This window comes from Mycobacterium kyogaense, assembly GCF_003254575.1.
Taxonomy (GTDB): Bacteria; Actinomycetota; Actinomycetes; order Mycobacteriales; family Mycobacteriaceae; genus Mycobacterium; species Mycobacterium kyogaense.
In genome coordinates this window covers 1-18,712 of the sequence record NZ_QJUA01000035.1, presented here as the reverse complement: position 1 = coordinate 18,712, position 18,712 = coordinate 1, and the positions used below count along the sequence as shown (strand labels likewise).

Sequence of the window (18,712 nt, the reverse complement as noted above, 5' to 3'; positions counted from 1 at the left end):
GCTACGTCAGGATGAGAACCGCGGCGTGGCCATCGTGGTCACCGGTGGTGACCGTGTCGGTGTTGTAGGCGTTGTCGAGCGCGATCTGCCCGGCGGAAGTGGCCCGCCCGCTGGCGACCATCTTCGCGGCCAGCGCGTCACGGGCGACGTTCGACGAGACGTAGAGATGCGCGGGGCGCCCCTGGTAGGTGCCCCACTCCTCCTCGCTGAACATCCCGCTCCACACGTAGCCTCCGGGCGTGGCCACCGGCGCGGGACCGAAGATCCGGCCGTGGTTGTTGGTCTCGAAGAAGACGTTGTCCGAATAACCCTGCAGAAGACCGCTGGGCTGCTGGCGATATGCCTTGCCGTTGATGATGCCGCGGAAGCCACCCGTGTGGATGGGCTGCGGCGGGAAACCCGACGCGCGCATTGCCTTGTTCAGCCGGAGCCTGGCCTGAAAGGCGTTCTTGGACTTGGTGTCCATGATGACGATGTTGACCGGCTCGAGCAGCGTCTTGCCGTCCTCGCGTTGGCCGCCGTAGTCCGAGATCTGACCGCTGGGCTCGATCATCCACTTGCCGATGCCGCCGTACTGCGTGCTCACCTGGTCGGTCGGCGCCGGTGTGACCGGCTCGACGTCGGTCGTGGCGGCTGCGCGCGCGGCCCGGCGATCTGCGGCGGTCTCGAACTCCTGCCGCACGACCTCGAGTAGTGCGAGCACGGGCCGAGCGTTCGTCCGGACCGAACGAGGCCGGCTCGTCGGCCCGTTGGTCACGGCGATATCGGCCACCTCGGTGTCTGCCAGCGAGGTGTCTGCCAGCGAGGTGTCTGCCGGAGCCTGCTTCTCGGCGCGCCTGGATGCACGGACCGACGGCCCGGCGTCGACCGCCGTCGCGCTCGTCGTCGAGGCCGCCGACCTGGTAGCCGCAGTGCCCCGATCGTTGCCCACGGAATCATCAGCGTGGGCGACTGCTGTGCCGCCGGCGACGGCGGCGCCGACGCCGAGCGTGACGGCGAGCAGCCCGACACGTCCGATGCTCGCCTGTGATCCGTGTCGCGAAGCCCGTTGCTGCGCAGCACCGCAGGTCGCACTGTGCCGTCCCATGGCCGTACCCCTCGTCCCCCCGGCGGCGGCGCGCGACGTGCGCGGCGCAGTCGGCCGTCCGCGAGTCTATGGGCTGATCATGAAGTTCACAGCAAAGTCGGCGATGATAGCCATCAGTTCCATGCAAAAGGCCCGCCACCGCGGGGGTGACGGGCCTTTCGACGAATTGCGCCTACTTCTTGAAGGCGTCCTTCACGTTTTCGACGGCGTCTTTGAGGCTGGACTTGGCCTGGTCCATCTTGCCCTCGTTCTCGGTGCTCTTGTCGCCGGTGAGCTTGCCGAAGCCTTCCTTGGCCTTGCCGCCGAGGTCGTCGATCTTGTTGCTGGCCTTGTCGTCGGCGCCCATGTGCGTGGTCCCTTCGTTCTGGTGTCCAGCCCGTAGGTCGGGCCGTTGCGAGGGGAGTACCTGAACGGTCCGCTTTTGAAACACACCGTCACGGGTCGATCACGTCACACGCCGGCGGGTACGTCGGCGGGTGCAGGCTCCACCGTCACCTTGATCGCTTCGCCGTTCTTGACGATCTGGAAGGCGTCGAGCACGTCGTCGAGCGGGATGTGACGGGTGATGAGGTCCTTGACCGGCACCTGCCCGGTGGAGATGTACTCCAGCGCCCGCTTGTTGTGCTCGGGCGCCGACCCATTGGCGCCGTGGATGTGCAGCTGTCGGTAGTGGACCAGGTTCGAGTCGCAGGTGATCGTCGGGTCGGTCTTCGGCAGGCCGCCGAAGAACGAGATCCGGCCGTTGCGGGCAGCCATCGAGATTGCCTGTTCCTGAGCAACATTGGCGGCAGTCGCGGTGATCACCACGTCGGCTCCGCGGCCGCCGGTGAGCTCCATGACGCGCTCGACGACGTCGACCTCGGCACCGTTGATGATCTCGTCGGGACCGACCGCATCGGCCGACATCTGCAGGCGGGCGGCGTTGACGTCGACCAGGTACACCGGGCCGCAGTTGTGTACGCCGCGGGCGATGCGGATGTGCATGCACCCGATGGGCCCCGCGCCGAAGACCACCACGGTGTCGCCCTCTTCGATACCGAGCAGCTCTTGGGCGTTGATCGCGCAGGCGAACGGCTCTGCGGCCGAGGCTTCGTCGAAGCCGACGTTGTCCGGAATGCGGCTCAGGCCATCGACTTTGAGCACCTGGCGCGGCACGATCATGTATTCGGCGAAGCCGCCGTCGTACTGGTAGCCCATCGACGTCTGGTTCTGGCACACCGCCATCCAGCCCTTGCGGCATTCGTAGCATTCGCCGCACGGCACCGCGGCGATCACCTGCACGCGGTCGCCGACCTCGCAGCTGCTGCCGTAGGTGGCGTTCACCTCTGAACCCACCTCGACGATCTCACCGGCGATCTCGTGTCCGATGGTGCGCGGGGGCGTCAGGTTCTGGTGGCCGTTGTAGAGGATTTTCACGTCGGTGCCGCAGGTCGAGCAGTTGCGCACGCGCAGCTTCACCTCGTCGGGAGCGCAGGTCGGTTCCGGCACGTCTTCCAGTCGGACGTCTTCGGGTGCGTAGAAGCGCAGTGCCTTCATCGTGGTGTCCTCTCGTCGGCGACATGCTCGCTGGTGTGCTCTTCAGCACTCTATCCGCCATACGGGCATAAAACCACCACGAATATTGACCGAATCTGCCCGAGTTCTTGCGCTGATGCCCGTTTGTGGGGTGTACTGGACGATGTGACCGGCGTCACCGGCAAGAATCGGAGGAGCTCCATGTCAACAGCAACCCAGGACACACCGCCCCGTGTCGGGGCTCGGGTACGCGTCCAGAAATTCGGCACGGCCCTGTCCAACATGGTCATGCCCAACATCGGCGCGTTCATCGCGTGGGGCCTGATCACCGCCCTGTTCATCGAGCAGGGCTGGCTGCAGGGCATCTTCTCCGCGTTGAAGAACCCCGACGGCTGGGTGGCCCACATCGGTGGCTGGGGCTCCTATGACGGCGGCGGCATCGTCGGCCCGATGATCACCTACCTGCTGCCGATCCTGATCGGCTACACCGGCGGCCGGATGGTGCACGGCAACCGCGGCGCGGTCGTCGGCGCCATCGCCACGATCGGCGTGGTGACCGGCTCCGACGTGCCCATGTTCATGGGCGCGATGCTCATGGGTCCGCTCGGTGGCTGGTGCATGAAGAAGCTGGACGCGCTGTGGGAAGGCAAGGTCCGCCCCGGTTTCGAGATGCTCGTCGACAACTTCTCCGCCGGCATCCTCGGCATGCTGCTGGCGATCGTCGGCTTCTTCGGTGTCGGTCCGATCGTCTCGGCGTTCACCCGCGGTGCCGGCAACGCCGTCGACTTCCTCGTCGACAACGACCTCCTACCGCTCACCTCGCTGTTGATCGAGCCGGCGAAGGTGCTGTTCCTCAACAACGCCATCAACCACGGCGTGCTCACCCCGTTGGGCACCACGCAAGCTCTGGAGACCGGGAAGTCGATCCTGTTCCTGCTGGAGACCAACCCCGGCCCCGGCCTCGGTGTGCTGTTGGCGTTCATGTTCTTCGGTCGCGGCGCGGCCCGCGCGTCGGCCCCCGGCGCGGCGATCATCCAGTTCTTCGGCGGCATCCACGAGATCTACTTCCCCTACGTGCTGATGAAGCCGAAGCTGATCGCCGCCACCATCCTCGGCGGCATGACCGGTGTGTTCATCAACGTGCTGTTCGGGTCGGGGCTGCGTGCGCCCGCCGCCCCGGGGTCGATCATCGCGATCTACGCCCAGACGCCGGGCAACAGCTTCCTCGGTGTCACGCTGGCGGTTCTCGGCGCCACGGCGGTGTCGTTCGCGGTCGCGGCGTTCCTGCTCAAGACCGACAAGGACACCGACGAGCCCGACCTCGCCGCCGCGACGGCGAACATGGAGTCGATGAAGGGCAAGAAGTCCAGTGTCGCTTCGGCTCTCGCCGGCGGGGTGGCGACTGGTCCTGGTTCGGAGATGGGACCCATCCACACCATCGTGTTCGCCTGCGATGCCGGTATGGGCTCCTCGGCGATGGGGGCTTCGGTGCTGCGCCGCAAGATCCAGAGTGCGGGGTTCGGTGACGTGAAGGTGTCGAACGCGGCGATCTCCAACCTCACCGACACCTACGACCTGGTCGTGTCCCATCGCGATCTGACCGATCGCGCGCGCCAGCGCACACCCTCGGCGCGCCACGTCTCCGTCGACGACTTCATGGGCAGCCCCCGCTACGACGAGATCGTCGAGACGCTGGCCGAAACGAACGGGGCAGCGGGCGCCGACGCAACACCGGTACCCGAAGAATCCGCGCCGACGACCGACGGGGACGTCCTGTCCCTGGACTCGATCGTGCTCGCCGGGACGGCCCGCAGCACAGCCGACGCCATCGACGAAGCAGGCCAATTGCTGGTCGCCGCAGGCGCAGTCGAGCAGGCCTACGTGAGTGCGATGCACGACCGGGAGAGCTCGATCTCGACCTACATGGGCAACGGTCTGGCGATTCCGCACGGCACCAACGAGGCCAAGGATGCGATCCGGCGCACCGGACTGTCGTTCGTGCGCTACGCCGAGCCGGTCGACTGGAACGGCAAGCCGGCCGAGTTCGTCGTCGGGATCGCCGGGGCCGGAAAGGATCACATGGCGCTGCTGACGAAGATCGCTCAGGTGTTCCTCAAGGCCGACGACGTCGCCCGGCTGCGGGCGGCCACCACGGCCGAGGAGATCAAGGCGATCCTGACCGCAGCCGACTAGCGTGACGTCGGTGGATTCCGACACCCGCCAGAGCAGGATCGTCGAGTTCGCCCGCACCCGTGGCCGGGTCGAGGTGGCCTCGCTCGCGACAGAGCTGGACGTCGCGAGCGAGACCATCCGCCGCGACCTCAAGGTGCTGGCGGGCCGCCGCCTGCTCAAGCGGGTGCACGGCGGCGCGGTGCCGCTGGAGACGGCGTCCTTCGAGTCCGGTGTCGAATACCGCAGCCAAGTCGATTCCGCGCAGAAGCACCGCATGGCCATCGCGGCCAGCGAACTGCTGCACGGTGCCGAAACCGTCTATCTGGACGAGGGTTTCACGCCCCGGCTGATCGCCGAACGGTTGGCCGAGAAGGAGCTGACGGTCGTGACGTCGTCACTGCTCGTCGCCGAGGCGCTGGCCCACAGCAGCACCGTCACCGTGCTGCTGCTCGGCGGTCGGATGCGAGGCAGGACCCTGGCCACCGTGGACCACTGGGCCGTGGACATGCTCTCCGGCCTGGTGATCGACGTGGCTTTCCTGGGCACCAACGGGATCTCGCTCGAGCACGGGTTGACGACACCCGACCCGGCGGTGGCCGCCGTGAAGAGCACCGCGGTGCAGGTGGCCCGACGGCCCATCCTGGTGGCGGCACACTCGAAGTTCGGTGAGAGCAGCTTCTGCCGCTTCGCGAAGGTGTCCGACTTCGAATCGATCGTCAGCGGAGCCGAACTCGACTCAGCGATCGCCCGCCGGTACGAGGCTCTCGGTCCGGTCGTGATTCGCGCCTAGTCACTCGTCGTCGTCGACGACGGTATAGAAGGAATCACCGTCCTCGGGTGTCCCGTCGATCTGGCCGAGGTCACGACGGTCGGTCCGCACCTCGGGGTCTGCCGGGGGCAGCACGTCGGGCTCCTCGGCGGCGAGGCGCTCGTCGAGGCTCTCGTCGTCCTCCGCCTCGATCCACTGATCGGGCGGATCGACGACGATGTCGCCGTCGTCGTTGCGCACCTCGTCGGAATCCAGGGACTCACTCGGCCCGAGGGTGTTGTCGGGTCCTTCGTCGTCGTAATCGCCGTTGCGGTCCATGACAGAGGAGTCTGCCTCAGCCGTAGAACATCACCGAGTAATCGGCGGACCACGCGCCGCCGGCGCACTTCAACGGCACGCCGTCGGGTGATTGGGCCACCCCCGTCGCGTCGCCGCACGGCGAGCGCAGCAGCTTGACACCGACCAGCGGTGGGAACGACACCCACATGCGCTTCGAACTGCACGCCAGCGTGTTGCCGCTGGCGTCGAGGCCGAAGTTGTAGCGGGTCGTCTGGTTGCATTCACCGCCGACATGCACCCCGCGGTCCACGTACGGGACGCACGCGGCGTTGTCGCAGGCGCCCGGCGACGCCGTGGCGTTTCCAGCGCCGAGCCCCAGCACAGGAGCGACGAGCAGACCACCGGCAAGGGCGAGCAGACCTTTCATGCCCTGCAGCCTAAGTGGTCCGCCCGTACTCCCGAGCGGGGTTTGCCGGCATTGGCCGGATATAGCGCGCTCCGATGAGTCAGGGGCAGCTGACCTCGATCTCGAACGGCTTGGTGACGGGTTGCATCGGGTTGGCCATGTCGATGCCGGTGGCGTTGCCCGAGATCTTGTAGGTCTTGTCGTCCTTCTCGACCTTGGCCTCACCCTGGCCCGCAGCGCTGGCGTAGCCCAGCGTCACGCCGTTGACGTTGCCCAGTGCGACCGACACCACAGACGGACTGTCACCCGTGGTGACCACCGCACCGACACCGCCGGTCGGGTTTCCGATCGCGATGTTGGTGTTGCCGCCCGCATCGGTGCAGACCACGTTGCCCTCGATCGCCTGGTCCTTGCCGTCGATGGTGACGGTGGACTTGCCCTGCGCCGCCGCGACGGACGAGGTCTCTCCTGATGTCTCGGACTTCTTCTCGGAGGAACAGCCTGACAGGCCGGCGATGAGGATCGCTGCGCCGCCGACGGCGACCAGGATTTCACGCTTCATCACGGGTTCTCCTTCGTTTCGTGGGGATCCGCCGGTGGATCACCGCGGTCAGTATGGGCGGCGAGCCGCGTCGGGTTAGCCATATTACGAAAATGTGACACAGCCGGAAGTCGGCCGACACCCAGACTCCTAGAGCGCGCGAACGCCAGGTCAGCAGGAGACGGCGATGGCGAACGTGCCTGACGTGCGGAAGCTCGGGTTGTCGGTGGCGAACCCGTCCGCGGTGCCGGTGATCTCGTAGGTGCGGCCCGTCATGCTCACCGAAGCATCACCCCCCAGCCCCGAGTTGTAGCTGCCGGTGAACCCGCCGAGGTCGGTGATGCCGACCTGGCGCACGCTCAGGCCCTCGGCACCGGACACCAGAGCCGAGACGCCGCTGGTGTCGTCACCGGTCTCGATCGTCATCAGGGAGCCGGCCGGCGTGCAGCGCACGGACTCCGTGCTGCCGAGGTCCTGACCGTTGACGCTGACCTGCGCGGTGCCGGCGACCAGCTGGCCCGGTGGCGGCTCGTAGGGTGGCGGGGCCGACGAACATCCGGCCAGGACCGTCGCCGCCACACCGGCCCACGCGCCTCGCATCCTCACAGTGGAAGAATCTACGTCCGTGCCGCCCCCTGACACCCGCGATCCGTTTTTCTGCGTCGACGCGGAGTTGCCGGGACGGCGGGGTCGCGCCGGTGTCATCCACACTCCGCACGGTGAGATCCGTACCCCGGCGTTCATCGCGGTCGGCACCCAGGCCACCGTCAAGGCGGTCCTGCCCGAGACCATGAAAGACCTTGGTGCGCAGGCGGTCCTGGCCAACGCCTACCACCTCTACCTGCAACCCGGCGCCGACATCGTCGACGAGGCCGGCGGCTTGGGTGCGTTCATGAACTGGCCGGGCCCCACGTTCACCGACAGCGGTGGTTTCCAGGTGATGTCGCTGGGCGTCGGGTTCAAGAAAGTGCTGGCGATGGACACCACCCGGGTCCAGACCGACGACATCATCGCCGAGGGAAAGCAGCGGCTCGCCCATGTCGACGACGACGGTGTCACGTTCCGCTCGCATCTGAACGGCTCGTTGCACCGCTTCACCCCGGAGGTGTCGATCGGTATCCAGCATCAGCTCGGCGCCGACATCATCTTCGCGTTCGACGAGCTGACCACGCTGGTGAACACCCGCGGCTACCAGGAGCAGTCGGTCGAGCGCACACACCGCTGGGCGCAGCGCTGCCTGGTCGAGCACCGCCGGTTGACCGAGGTGCGCGCCCACAAACCGCCGCAGGCGCTGTTCGGCGTGGTGCAGGGCGCCCAGTACGAGGATCTGCGCCGCCACGCCGCGCGGGGGCTGACCGAGATCGTCGACGACGACGGCGCCGGGTTCGACGGCTACGGAATCGGTGGCGCGTTGGAGAAGCAGAACCTCGCAACCATCGTCGGCTGGGTCACCAGCGAACTGCCCGACGACAAGCCACGGCACCTGCTCGGCATCAGCGAACCCGACGACCTGTTCGCGGCGGTGGAGGCCGGCGCGGACACGTTCGACTGCGTCTCGCCCTCGCGGGTGGCCCGGAACGCGGCGATCTACTCCGCGGACGGTCGCTACAACATCACCGGGTCGCGGTATCGCCGCGACTTCACCCCGCTCGACGCCGAGTGCGACTGCTACACCTGCGCGCACTACACCCGGGCCTACCTGCGTCACCTGTTCAAGGCCAAGGAGATCCTCGCGTCGACGCTGGCGACGATCCACAACGAGCGTTTCGTGGTCCGGCTGGTCGACGATATGCGCGCGGCGATCCTCGCGGGCCGGTTCGACGAGCTGCGCGAGCACGTGCTGGGCCGGTATTACGGGCGCGCGCACAATAGGGCATGACCCCAGGGAGGACCGAACAGTCGCCGGACGTCTTGCTGCGCGAACTCCTCGACCCCGCCCACCGCGCCGATCCTTATCCGCTCTACGCCGCGCTGCGCGACCACGGCCCGCTGCTGCTGCCCGGCCACAACCTGGCGGTGTTCTCGTCGTACGCCGACTGCGACGAGGTGTTGCGCCATCCCGCCGCCTGCAGTGACCGGTTGAAGTCCACGGTGGCGCAGCGCGCGATCGCCGACGGCGCCCCGGCGCGCCCCCTGGGGCCGCCCGGCTTCCTGTTCCTCGATCCGCCCGATCACACGCGGCTGCGTCGGCTGGTCAGCAAGGCGTTCGTGCCCAAGGTGGTGCGCGCGTTGGAACCCGACATCACCAGCATGGTGGACCATCTGCTCGACGCGGCGGCGAGCCCGTTCGACGCGACCGCCGGGCTGGCTCATCCGCTCCCGGTCGCAGTGATCTGCTGGCTGCTCGGGGTGCCCGTCGACGACGAACCACGCTTCCGGGAGGCCTCGGCGCTGCTGGCGCAGGCCCTCGATCCGTTCCTGTCGATCACCGGCGCCGCCGGTGACGGTGTGGACGAGCGCCTGCGGGCCGGCCGGTGGCTGCGAGAGTACCTGCGCGGGTTGATCGCCGACCGACGCCGCGAACCGGGCGAGGATCTGATGTCGGCGCTGGTCGAGGTCGAGGAGTCCGGTGACGTGCTCACCGAGGACGAGATCGTCGCGACGTGCAATCTGTTGTTGATCGCCGGACACGAGACCACGGTGAACCTGATCGCCAACGCGACGCTGGCGCTGCTGCGTCACCCCGAGCAGTGGGCTGCGCTGCGCCGCGACCCGGGCCGCGCCGGCGCGGTGGTCGAGGAGACGCTGCGCTACGACCCGCCCGTGCAGCTGATCGGTCGGGTCGCGGGGGAGGACATGACGATCGGCTCGGTGCGCGTGCCGAAGGGGGACAACATGCTGCTCCTGCTGGCTGCCGCGCATCGCGATCCGGCCGCGACGGAACGGGCCGACGTGTTCGATCCCGACCGCCCGGTGATCCGTCATCTCGGGTTCGGCAAGGGCCCGCATTTCTGCATCGGTGCTCCGCTGGCGCGGCTGGAGGCCACCGTTGCGCTGACCGCGTTGACCGCCCGGTTCCCGGACGCGCGCCTGGCCGCCGAGCCGGCCTACAAGCCGAACGTCACCCTCCGCGGTATGGAGGAGCTGTCGATCACGCTGTGACGCAAGCTAACTGAGCGCCGCGATGACCTCGCCGGCCGCCCGCTCGCCCGCTTCCACGGCGCCCTCCATGTAGGCGCTCCAGTGCGTCGCGGTGTCGGTCGAGGCCCAGTGGATCACCCCGATCGGCTCGGCGAGAGCCGGCCCGTAGGTGGTCCACACGAGCGGTCCGCAGTTGGCGTTGTAGCAGCCGCGCGTCCACTGTCGGCTGCCCCATTCGCCGTCGATGTAGAGCTGCGGGTGCGCCGCGCGGTCACCGTAGTGGCGGACCAGCTCGGCCGTCAGCGCCGCACGCCGGTCCTCCTCGGACCACCGCAGGTGCGTGCGCGCCTGCTCGCCTTCCAGGAACAGCAGGATCACGCCGCGGTCGTCACCGGGGATGCAGGTGTCGTTCGACATGCGGGCGGGTCCGATGTCGGAGATTAGCTGGCCGTTGCAGCCGTCGGCGCGCCAGAACGGCTCGTCGTAGACGAAAAACGCTTTCATCGCAGCGGAATTCGGCATGCGCTGGGTGAGCTGGTCACGGTAGCCCGACAGCGGCGGGTCGTAGGAGATCCGGCCGGCCAGCATCGGCGAGATCGCCACGATCACCCGGCGGGCACGCGCGGTCCGGCCTCCGCGGCAGTGCACGGTGACGCTGTCGGCGGTGTGCTCGATCAGCTGCACCGGAGCCTGGAGCACCAGATGACTTTCGACCAGCGCCGCCAACCGATTCGGGATCTCGGCGGTACCACCGACGAAGCGGGTCGTCTGCGCCCCACCTTCGGATTCGGCGAACAGTTCGGCGGTCACACCGCACGTCTGGATCGTGAAGAGCAGATGCAGGAACGACACCTCGACGGTCGGGACCGCGAGGATTCCCACCGTGCAGATCTCCAGCAGGGTGCGCGCGACCGGGGAGAGCCCCTGACCGTCGTACCACGCGCCCGCGGTGATCGCGTCCCACTCCGCGGCGTGCGGCGCCGTCCACGGCGCCCCCGGTGGAACCTCGGCTGCGAGCTCGTCGAGCAGGCGCAGCACCTTCTCCAGCTCGGCGAGCTCACCGCCGAACCGACGGTGGAACTCATTCTCGCGCAGGACGCCTGATCCGGCCAGCTCGTAGGTCGTCTCACCCTCGTCGTACTGCGGGTAGGTCTGCACGCCCAGTTCGGCGGCGAGCGCGAACATGCGGTGGTGGGTGTCACCGATCCACTGCGCGCCGAGCTCCACGGGCAGGCCGGGCGCCACCTCCTCGGTGAGGACGCGGCCACCGACGCGTTCGTCGGCCTCCAGGATCACCGGGGTCAGGCCGGCGGCGAGAACCGTGCGGGCGGCGATCAATCCGGAGATCCCCGCGCCGACGATGACGACATCCGCCTCGAGTGCTGCCATGCGCAACACCCTCTCACGGCTGGTCTAGAGCGGGTTGAGAATCCGCTGGAGGAACTGCCGGGTGCGGTCGTGGCGCGGGTCGCCGATCACCGCGGCGGGCGGGCCCTGTTCGAGGATCACCCCGGCGTCGGTGAACAGCACCTGATCGGAAACCTGCTTGGCGAACTGGATCTCGTGGGTGACGATCACCAGGGTCCAGCCCTCCACAGCCAGATCCCGGATCACCGCGAGTACCTCGCCGACCAGTTCGGGGTCCAGCGCGGAGGTGGGTTCGTCGAACAGCACCACCTTCGGTTTCAAGGCGAGTGCGCGGGCGATCCCGACCCGCTGCTGCTGTCCGCCGGAGAGCTGGAACGGGTACTGGTCGCGCTTGTCGGCCAGCCCGACCTGTTCGAGAAGCGTCACCGCCTCGGCGTTGGCCTCCTCGCGCGCGCGCTTCTGCGCGACGACCGGACCCTCGGTGACGTTCTCCAGCACGGTCTTGTGCGGAAACAGGTTGTGCGACTGGAACACGAAGCCGCTCTGGGCCCGGTACTCCCGGAGCGCGTTCTTCGCCACGGGTGCGCTGAAGTCGACCTCGACATCCCCGACCCGGATCACGCCGGCGTCGGGAGCATCGAGTGCGTTGAGCGTGCGCAGCAGCGTGGTCTTGCCCGACCCGGAGGGACCGATGACGGTGGTCGCCGAGCCGCGCGGCACGGTGAACGACACATCCTTGAGCACCTCCAGCGGGCCGAACGACTTCCGCACGCCGGTGGCGACGATCCGGTCTTCGCTCATCATCTTCTTCTCCTCGCGCAAGCGCTCGTCATCTCGCCACGTATCTCTCCAGTCGATGCTCGATTCTGGCCTGCCCGAAGGACAGCACCAGGCAGATCACCCAGTAGTAGACGGCGGCAGTGCCATAGAGCGCGAAGAACTCGAACGTCGGCGCCGCGATGATCTGCGCCTGCCGCAGCAGTTCGGTGACCAGGATGGTCGACGCCAGCGACGTGTCCTTCACCAGGGAGATCAGCGTGTTCGACAGCGGCGGTACCGCAACGCGGGTGGCCTGGGGCAGGATGATCCGCCGCAGGGTGCCGGTGTAGTCCAGGCCGATGGTCTGCGCCGCCTCCCACTGGCCCTTCGGGATGCTCTGGATCGCCGACCGGATGATCTCGGCGGCGTACCCGCCGACGTTGAGCGAGAACGCGATCACCGCCGCGGGGAACGGATCGATCTTGACGCCGAACTGGGGGAGGGCGAAGAACACGATGAACAACTGGACCAGCAGCGGGGTCCCGCGAATCACCGAGATGTAGAACCGGGCCACGTTGCTGGCCACCACGTTCGACGACAGCCGCGCCAGCGCCACCGCGAGGGCGATCACCAATCCGAGAGCGAAGCTGATGACGGTCAGCGGAATCGTCATCGTCAGCGCCGCCCGGGCCAGCGGCCAGAGGTTCTCCCGAACCAACTGCCAGGCGGACCGGGTCTGGGGTGCAGTGTCGGCCCCCTGTCCGGCCGCAGCCGGCGCGCCGGAAGCGTTGGCGTTGAGGTACTTCTGCGAGATCTGAGCCAGCGTGCCGTCGGCGCGCAGCTGGTCCAACGCCGTGTTCAATTCAGGCAGCAGCCCGCTGTCCTTGCGCGCGGCGAAGCCTTGTTCGCTCTTCTCTCCCACGGTGCCTGCGATCTTCACCGAGGCGTCTTTGGTCTCGGCCAGGTAGGCGTAGACCGCGATGCTGTCGTTGATCACGACGTCGACGCGGCCCTGGCTGAGCAGGGTGATGGCCTGGGTGAACCCCTCGACCGATTCCACCCGGGCGCCGGCCTTACGGGCGACCTCCGACCAGTTGCTGGTGGCGTTCTCGGCGGCCACCTTGCCTTTGAGGTCAGCGGTCGACGTGATCGAGGTGTCGTCCGCACGGGTGACGATGACGCCCTCGCCGACTGAATATGGCTGCGACAGATCGTATTTGGCCTGCCGCTCGGGATTGATCGTGACCTCGTTGGCGACCACGTCGAAGCGGTCGGCCTCCAGCGCGGCGAACATCGAATCCCACGGAGTCTCGACGAACTCGACCCGTACGCCGAGCTTCTCGCCGACAGCCCGCGCCACGTCGACGTCGTATCCGACCAATTCGCCGGTGGCGGCATCGTGGTACGAGAACGGGGCGTACACGCCTTCCGTCCCGACCCGCAGCACGCCGGCCGACGCGATCGGGGTGTCGCCACCCCCGGAGGAGCCGGCACACCCGGCGAGGATCAGCGCCGCGAGGAGCAGAACCGCGAGCAGCGCGCGGTGTGGTCGGTGCATCGGGCGCACGCTAGCAACACCGTGCGTCGACCGGAAGGGTTGTGATCACCCGGGCACATATACCCACGGCGAGCGGGGCAGACGCGCCGGATCGAATTCGTCGAGCATGCCGTCCACCGTCGCCGAGATGTATCCGAGAGAGTCGGCGATCAGGGCCAGTGCCTGCGCCACCCCGATCTCGGCGAGTGTGACCGCGCCGTCGCGCTTCGCCAACCGGGCGCCGTCGGCGTTGAGCACCAGCGGGACATGGGCGTAGACCGGTACGGGGTGGCCGAGTAGTCGAGCGAGGTAGGCCTGCCGCGGTGACGAGGGCAGCAGGTCGTCTCCGCGCACCACCTGGTCGATCCCGGCCTCGGCGTCGTCGACGACCACGGCGAGGTTGTAGGCGGGCACCCCGTCGCCGCGGCGGACGACGAAGTCGTCGACCAGGCCCGTGTAGTCGCCGTGCAGCAGGTCGTGCACCGTCGCCGTGGTCGTGTCGGTACGCAACCGCAACGCCGGGGGGCGCCCGGTGTCCGCGCGCCGCTGCGCCCGCTCCGCGGCGGTGAGATCGCGGCACGTCCCCGGATACGCGCCCTCGGGAGCGTGCGGAGCGCGAGGCGCCTGCGCGATGTCGCGTCGGCTGCAATAACACTCGAAGAGCAGGCCACGCCGGTGAAGGACGTCGACGACCGCGTCGTAGCGGTCGGCGTGCGCCGATTGGCGGGTGGCCGGTCCGTCCCATGTCAGCCCGATCGCGGCCAGGTCGGCGAGCTGGCGGTCGGCGATGTCGGTGTGGGTGCGGTCGTCGAGGTCCTCGACGCGCATCAGGAACCGGCGCCCGGTGGAGCGGGCGAACAGCCAGGCCAGCACCGCGGTGCGCAGGTTCCCCAGGTGCAGGTCGGCCGACGGGCTCGGGGCGAATCTGCCGGCGCCGGGACTGGTCACCGTGTCACTGTGTCAGACGGCGCGCCGGTCCTGGCTCTGCAGTGCGACCGATGCCGCCGCCACCGCGGGCGCGACCCCGACACCCCGGCCCTGCGCGGTCACCGCGAGCCGGGTGCGGTCCCCGCGGAACAGGTCGCGCGAGAATTCGCACGGGGTGTCGTGCTGGTCGTAGGTGATGCGGGTGATGAGCAGCAGGGCCGAGTTCGGCTTGATGCCCAGCAGGTTGGCCTCTTCGCCGGTGGCGTTGACCGCCTCGATGCGCTCGTCGGCGCGGGCGGCCACCAGACCGTACTGGCTTTCCAGGATTTCGTAGAGCGAGCCGCCGAGTTGCTGTTCGAGCAGACCGGGAAACGCGTCGGCGGGAAATTGCGCCGATTCCAGAGAGATCGGCGATCCGTCGGCCAAGCGCACGCGTTGGATCTCGATGACGAAGTCGTCGGCGGCCAACCCCAGCGCCTTCTGCGACGTGGCGTCGGCGGCGCAGATCTTGGTGGACAGCACGCGGGTGCCCGCGACGTAACCCTGGCTGGCGAGGAACGCGGGGACCCCGACGACGTCGCCGAGGCTGCGCTGCACCTGGGCGTGGCTGATGAAGATGCCGCCGGCCCGCCCGATGACCCGGTCGACGAGACCGGCCTCCTCCAGTGCGGCGAGGACCTGCCGCAGGCTGGAGCGGCTGGTGCGGTAACGGTCGGCGAGCTCACGTTCGCTGCCCAGTTTGGTGCCGGGCGCCCCGGCGTTGATGTCGGCCACGATCCGGCGCCGCAGATCCTCGCTGTGCGTGGCCACCGCGCCCCTCCCGTCCCGAATTTGGTCTGACCAAATCAGGATACGTGCTCTTTACAGGTCGGCGAGCGCCTCTGCGGATTCAGGCAGGATCTGGCCACCGTCGACGACCAGCGTCTGGCCGGTGATGTAGGCGGCCTCGTCGGTGGCGAAGAACAGTGCGGCGTTGCCGATGTCGGCGACGGTGCCGAGCGTGCCCGTGGGGATGGCGGCCTTCATCTGGTCCATGTACTGCTCACCCATCTCGACGAGGCCCTCGGTCAGGATGTTGCCGGGAAGCACCGCGTTGACGGTGATCTTCTTGCGCGCCAACTCGATGGCCGCCGTGCGGAGGAAGCCGAGCTGCGCGGCCTTGCTGGCGCCGTAATGCGACCAGCCGGGAAAACCCGTGATGGGTCCGGTGATCGACGAGGTGAGCACGATGCGGCCGTGGCCGCTGGCGGTCAGTGGCTCCAGTGCGGCCTGCACGATGTAGAAGGTGCCCTTGACGTTGGTGTCGAGCACCTGGTCGAGGTCGTCGGGGGTCATCTCGCTCAGCGATGCGGAGGGGAAGATGCCCGCGTTGGCACACACGATGTCGAGCCCACCGTGGCGTTCGACGGCGGCATCCACCGCTGCCCGGCAGTCCTGAGGTCTCGTCACATCGGCGGTCAGGCCGCTCACCGCGCCGGGCAGGTCGGCGAAATCGGCCACGGTTCGGTCGATGTCGGCCTGGGTGCGTGCGGTGAGCACGACGTTGACGCCGGCGCGGGCGAAGACCTCGACGATGCCGCGGCCGATGCCCTTGCTGCCACCGGTCACGATGGCGGTACGACCCTGCAGGGAGGTGAACATGGACAACCTTTCGAATGTCAGGTCAGCGAGTGACCGTCGGAGGACAGATACTTCTCGGCGAGGGTGCAGCTGCCGGCGGCGTAGGTGACGGAGATGGCCTGCGACTCGCGGGAGTGGCTGTGCGTGCCCATCCAGGCCAGCAGCAGCATCCGGCGCAGCAGGACGAACGATGCCAGCATGTCCTCGTCGGCGGCGGACATCTCGCGGCGGGTGCGGTATCCGGTGACCCAGGCGTCCTGCCAGTCCGGTACCGAGGGGTGGTCTTCGAAGAACGACACGGCGGTGCCGAAATCGTAGAAATACCAGCCGAATCCGCAGTCGTCGAAATCGATGACCGTGATGGTGTCGTCGTCGACCAGCAGGTTGGCCAACCGCAGGTCGGCGTGAACCAGGCCGAACGTGTCACTGCCCGTTCCGTATTCGGCGAGCCGCCGGCCCAGCAGCTGCTCAGCCCGGGCCAGCACCTCGGCCTCGGGTTCGCCGACCCCGATCGCGTCACTCCAACGTCCCCAACGCGGCGAGGCACCCAGGCTGTGCTCCCAGTCCCACGCGAACCGGCTGAACGCCGGGGGGCGCTGCCAGCTGCGAGCATGGTCGTGCAGCGCGGCGGTGATACAGCCCAGCGTGTGGAAATCCGTTCTGCTGAGCGTGTTCTCGTCGGGTTCGGCGCCGGGCACCATCTCGAAGTGCACGACGTGGCGCTGCGCACCGTCGTGCTCGACGGTGACGACGCGACGCCCGTCACGGGTCGGGACCACCGTCGGCACCGTGATGTCACTGTCGCGGCGCAGGGCATCCAGCCACATCAGCTCGGACTCGATCTGATCGGCACGGTGGTAGTTCTTGCGGTGCACCCGCAGAATCGACCGGTGCCCGCAGCCGGGCTCCTCGACGGCGAATGTGGCGTTCTCGGAGAGGTTCAGCAGCCGCAGCGCCGAGCCCGGCGGCAGGTCGAAATCCTCCAGTGCCTTCTGCGCGACGACCTCGTCCCCGCCGAGGTCACCGCCGAGGTCATCGCCGACGTCCTCGCTCAATGGTCCCGCCCCTCGATTCCCTGCAGCACCGTCGTGATCGCGTCGCGAGCGGTCACCACGTCATGCGTGCTGCCGCTGATGTAGAGGCGGCCCGCCGCGCCGATCATCTGCACGTCCACCAGCGTCAGGCCGGGCGCGGCGCGCTCGGCCTCGTTGGCGGCCACGGCGGCGAACAGCGCCGGTGTCATCTCGTAGACGAGCAGAGACTGGCCCGGCAGCACCATCGAGGCCTGTCGGTTGCGGTTGAGGATCACCGCGTGCTGGTCGGTGATGTCGGCGATCACGTCGTGGTAGAGCACCCGCGGACGCAGCTGATCCGACGCCGAGCTCTTCGTTCCGTTCAGGATCGCTTCACCGGCCCGGCGGACATCGGCCAGATCGCTCGAGTGGATCTCCAGCACGCCGAACTGGCGTTCCACGTAGAGGATTCCGGGCTGGATGCCCGGCACCTCGCGCAGCGCGAGGTCGATGACCCGCTCGATCGCCAGAGCTGGCGACACCTCGACGATGAGCGCGTGCTCACCGGCGTACGGCGGGTAGCCCCTGGCCCGGGTCGGTGTTCCGAGATAGGCGGCGAACTGCTGCTGCAGATCTTCGACGAGCAGGTAGACGCGGATGTCGGTCCGTGTCGGTGCGTCCGTGGCGGCCATCGGGTGAGGTTACTGCGCGGCGACGGAGAAGTGCGCGCCGAGCTCGTTGTGCGGGCGCGGGATCACGTGCACGCTGATGAGCTCGCCGACCTGAGAGGCGGCCTCGGCGCCGGCTTCGGTCGCGGCCTTGACCGCGCCCACCTCGCCGGTGACGATCACGGCGACCAGGCCGTCACCGACCTGCTGACGGTCGGTGATGGTCACGTTGGCGGCCTTGACCATCGCGTCCGCCGCGGCGAGCGCCGCGACGAAGCCCTTGGTCTCGATCATGCCGATCGCGTTGCTGGCCATGGTTTCTCCTTTTGTGTGGGTGGTGATGACGGGTGTTCGGGCTATTCGTCGGCGTCGATGGAGCCGATGATCAAGGCGTCCACTGGCGGCGGCGTGCCGGTGAACCAGCTAGCCGCCACGGAGCCCTGGGTGATCAGGACGTGTTCGCCGACGCCGCTGCCCAGGACGTCGAAGGCGATCAGCCGCGATCCGGAGCCGTCGACCTCGACTTCGAGAAGGGCGCCGGCGGGCAGACCGTCGATGCGTCGGGTCGACCAGACCTGACCGGTGACCGTGCCACGGATCATGTTCGCTCCTTGTGGATCGTCACGCCTAGTGCACGGGCGCGTTCGCGGGCCAGCGGGGTGAGCACGGCCTTGGGGCCGAGGACCAGGGACGAGCCGGATGCGGCGATGTCGGCGATCTGCCGCTCGGTGACCGCGCCGCGCTCGATGCGTCGACTGCTGCCCGCGCCGCCGCGTTGGGTGCCTGCCAGCTGGAAGGACAGCCGGCCGTGCCGCAGGTCTGCGCGGGTCTTGGGATTCTCGAACAGCCGCAACAGATTCCGGACGAACACGTCGAGATCGCGGTCGTTGGCGATCCGTACGGTGTCCACCCGCGACCGCTCGTCGGCGGCCAGCGGCCCGGTGGCCACCGGGCCCTCGGGCGGGCGGGG

At 68.3% G+C, this 18,712-nt stretch carries 22 protein-coding genes; 4 read left to right on the top strand and 18 right to left on the bottom strand.

The features are described from left to right. Position 1 precedes the first annotated feature (1 nt). The 3 genes from DMB80_RS20830 to DMB80_RS20820 form a co-directional block, all read right to left on the bottom strand. On the bottom strand, positions 2-1,087 hold the full coding sequence (locus DMB80_RS20830; protein ID WP_111511608.1) for a hypothetical protein: 1,086 nt from the start codon (positions 1,085-1,087) through the stop codon (positions 2-4). Between the two features lie 172 nt (positions 1,088-1,259). Beyond that, complete coding sequence (locus DMB80_RS20825) at positions 1,260-1,433, bottom strand: CsbD family protein (RefSeq protein WP_046362962.1); 174 nt, start codon at positions 1,431-1,433, stop codon at positions 1,260-1,262. A gap of 104 nt (positions 1,434-1,537) precedes the next feature. Beyond that, on the bottom strand, positions 1,538-2,623 hold the full coding sequence (locus tag DMB80_RS20820; protein ID WP_111511607.1) for a zinc-dependent dehydrogenase: 1,086 nt from the start codon (positions 2,621-2,623) through the stop codon (positions 1,538-1,540). A 180-nt stretch (positions 2,624-2,803) separates the two neighbouring features. Here DMB80_RS20820 and DMB80_RS20815 point away from each other — a divergent pair, with 180 nt between their 5' ends. Beyond that, a complete protein-coding gene (locus DMB80_RS20815) occupies positions 2,804-4,795 on the top strand; it encodes a PTS mannitol transporter subunit IICBA (RefSeq protein WP_111511650.1) in 1,992 nt (663 codons plus the stop codon). A gap of 10 nt (positions 4,796-4,805) precedes the next feature. Then, a complete protein-coding gene (locus tag DMB80_RS20810) occupies positions 4,806-5,564 on the top strand; it encodes a DeoR/GlpR family DNA-binding transcription regulator (protein WP_111511651.1) in 759 nt (252 codons plus the stop codon). Here DMB80_RS20810 and DMB80_RS20805 read toward each other — a convergent pair whose 3' ends face one another. The 4 genes from DMB80_RS20805 to DMB80_RS20790 all read right to left on the bottom strand — a co-directional run bounded on the left by DMB80_RS20805 (position 5,565) and on the right by DMB80_RS20790 (position 7,369). After that, complete coding sequence (locus tag DMB80_RS20805; protein ID WP_111511606.1) at positions 5,565-5,861, bottom strand: hypothetical protein; 297 nt, start codon at positions 5,859-5,861, stop codon at positions 5,565-5,567. A gap of 16 nt (positions 5,862-5,877) precedes the next feature. After that, a complete protein-coding gene (locus tag DMB80_RS20800) occupies positions 5,878-6,249 on the bottom strand; it encodes a hypothetical protein (RefSeq protein ID WP_111511605.1) in 372 nt (123 codons plus the stop codon). A gap of 79 nt (positions 6,250-6,328) precedes the next feature. Continuing rightward, positions 6,329-6,790, bottom strand: a complete 462-nt coding sequence (locus DMB80_RS20795; RefSeq protein WP_111511604.1) for a lipoprotein LpqH — start codon at positions 6,788-6,790, stop codon at positions 6,329-6,331. A gap of 150 nt (positions 6,791-6,940) precedes the next feature. Further along, positions 6,941-7,369 (bottom strand): lipoprotein LpqH, encoded by a 429-nt coding sequence (locus DMB80_RS20790; protein WP_111511603.1) that lies wholly within the window; start codon positions 7,367-7,369, stop codon positions 6,941-6,943. Between the two features lie 25 nt (positions 7,370-7,394). Between DMB80_RS20790 and tgt the strand changes: the two genes are divergently transcribed. Then, positions 7,395-8,648, top strand: coding sequence for a tRNA guanosine(34) transglycosylase Tgt (gene tgt / locus DMB80_RS20785; RefSeq protein ID WP_111511649.1), 1,254 nt, complete (start codon positions 7,395-7,397; stop codon positions 8,646-8,648). Next, complete coding sequence (locus tag DMB80_RS20780) at positions 8,645-9,871, top strand: cytochrome P450 (RefSeq protein ID WP_111511602.1); 1,227 nt, start codon at positions 8,645-8,647, stop codon at positions 9,869-9,871. The genes tgt and DMB80_RS20780 overlap by 4 nt, the downstream gene beginning before the upstream one ends. Before the next feature lie 6 nt (positions 9,872-9,877). On the opposite strand, the gene DMB80_RS20775 is transcribed toward DMB80_RS20780, so the two are convergent. The 11 genes from DMB80_RS20775 to DMB80_RS20725 form a co-directional block, all read right to left on the bottom strand. Continuing rightward, entirely contained in the window at positions 9,878-11,239 is a 1,362-nt protein-coding gene (locus tag DMB80_RS20775) for a flavin monoamine oxidase family protein (protein WP_111511601.1), read from the bottom strand. Between the two features lie 24 nt (positions 11,240-11,263). Further along, entirely contained in the window at positions 11,264-12,019 is a 756-nt protein-coding gene (locus tag DMB80_RS20770; RefSeq protein WP_111511648.1) for an amino acid ABC transporter ATP-binding protein, read from the bottom strand. A gap of 28 nt (positions 12,020-12,047) precedes the next feature. After that, entirely contained in the window at positions 12,048-13,535 is a 1,488-nt protein-coding gene (locus DMB80_RS20765; protein ID WP_111511600.1) for an ABC transporter permease subunit, read from the bottom strand. Between the two features lie 45 nt (positions 13,536-13,580). Further along, a complete protein-coding gene (gene gluQRS / locus DMB80_RS20760) occupies positions 13,581-14,462 on the bottom strand; it encodes a tRNA glutamyl-Q(34) synthetase GluQRS (RefSeq protein WP_111511599.1) in 882 nt (293 codons plus the stop codon). A 12-nt stretch (positions 14,463-14,474) separates the two neighbouring features. After that, positions 14,475-15,251: a GntR family transcriptional regulator gene (locus DMB80_RS20755; RefSeq protein WP_048422530.1), complete on the bottom strand. Its 777-nt coding sequence runs from the start codon at positions 15,249-15,251 to the stop codon at positions 14,475-14,477. A 51-nt stretch (positions 15,252-15,302) separates the two neighbouring features. Continuing rightward, positions 15,303-16,082, bottom strand: coding sequence for a 3-oxoacyl-ACP reductase FabG (gene fabG, locus DMB80_RS20750; protein WP_111511598.1), 780 nt, complete (start codon positions 16,080-16,082; stop codon positions 15,303-15,305). A 17-nt stretch (positions 16,083-16,099) separates the two neighbouring features. Beyond that, positions 16,100-17,116 carry a phosphotransferase enzyme family protein gene (locus tag DMB80_RS20745; RefSeq protein ID WP_111511597.1) on the bottom strand — a complete coding sequence of 339 codons (1,017 nt, stop codon included), beginning with the start codon at positions 17,114-17,116 and terminating at the stop codon, positions 16,100-16,102. Continuing rightward, entirely contained in the window at positions 17,113-17,766 is a 654-nt protein-coding gene (locus DMB80_RS20740) for a microcompartment protein (RefSeq protein WP_111511596.1), read from the bottom strand. The genes DMB80_RS20745 and DMB80_RS20740 overlap by 4 nt, the downstream gene beginning before the upstream one ends. Positions 17,767-17,775: 9 nt before the next feature. Next, positions 17,776-18,057 (bottom strand): BMC domain-containing protein, encoded by a 282-nt coding sequence (locus DMB80_RS20735; RefSeq protein ID WP_024447241.1) that lies wholly within the window; start codon positions 18,055-18,057, stop codon positions 17,776-17,778. Positions 18,058-18,098: 41 nt separating this feature from the next. Continuing rightward, positions 18,099-18,344, bottom strand: a complete 246-nt coding sequence (locus tag DMB80_RS20730) for a EutN/CcmL family microcompartment protein (protein ID WP_111511595.1) — start codon at positions 18,342-18,344, stop codon at positions 18,099-18,101. Further along, positions 18,341-18,712 (bottom strand): hypothetical protein (locus tag DMB80_RS20725; RefSeq protein ID WP_111511594.1); only part of this gene is annotated, 372 nt, incomplete at its 5' end. The genes DMB80_RS20730 and DMB80_RS20725, both read right to left, overlap by 4 nt.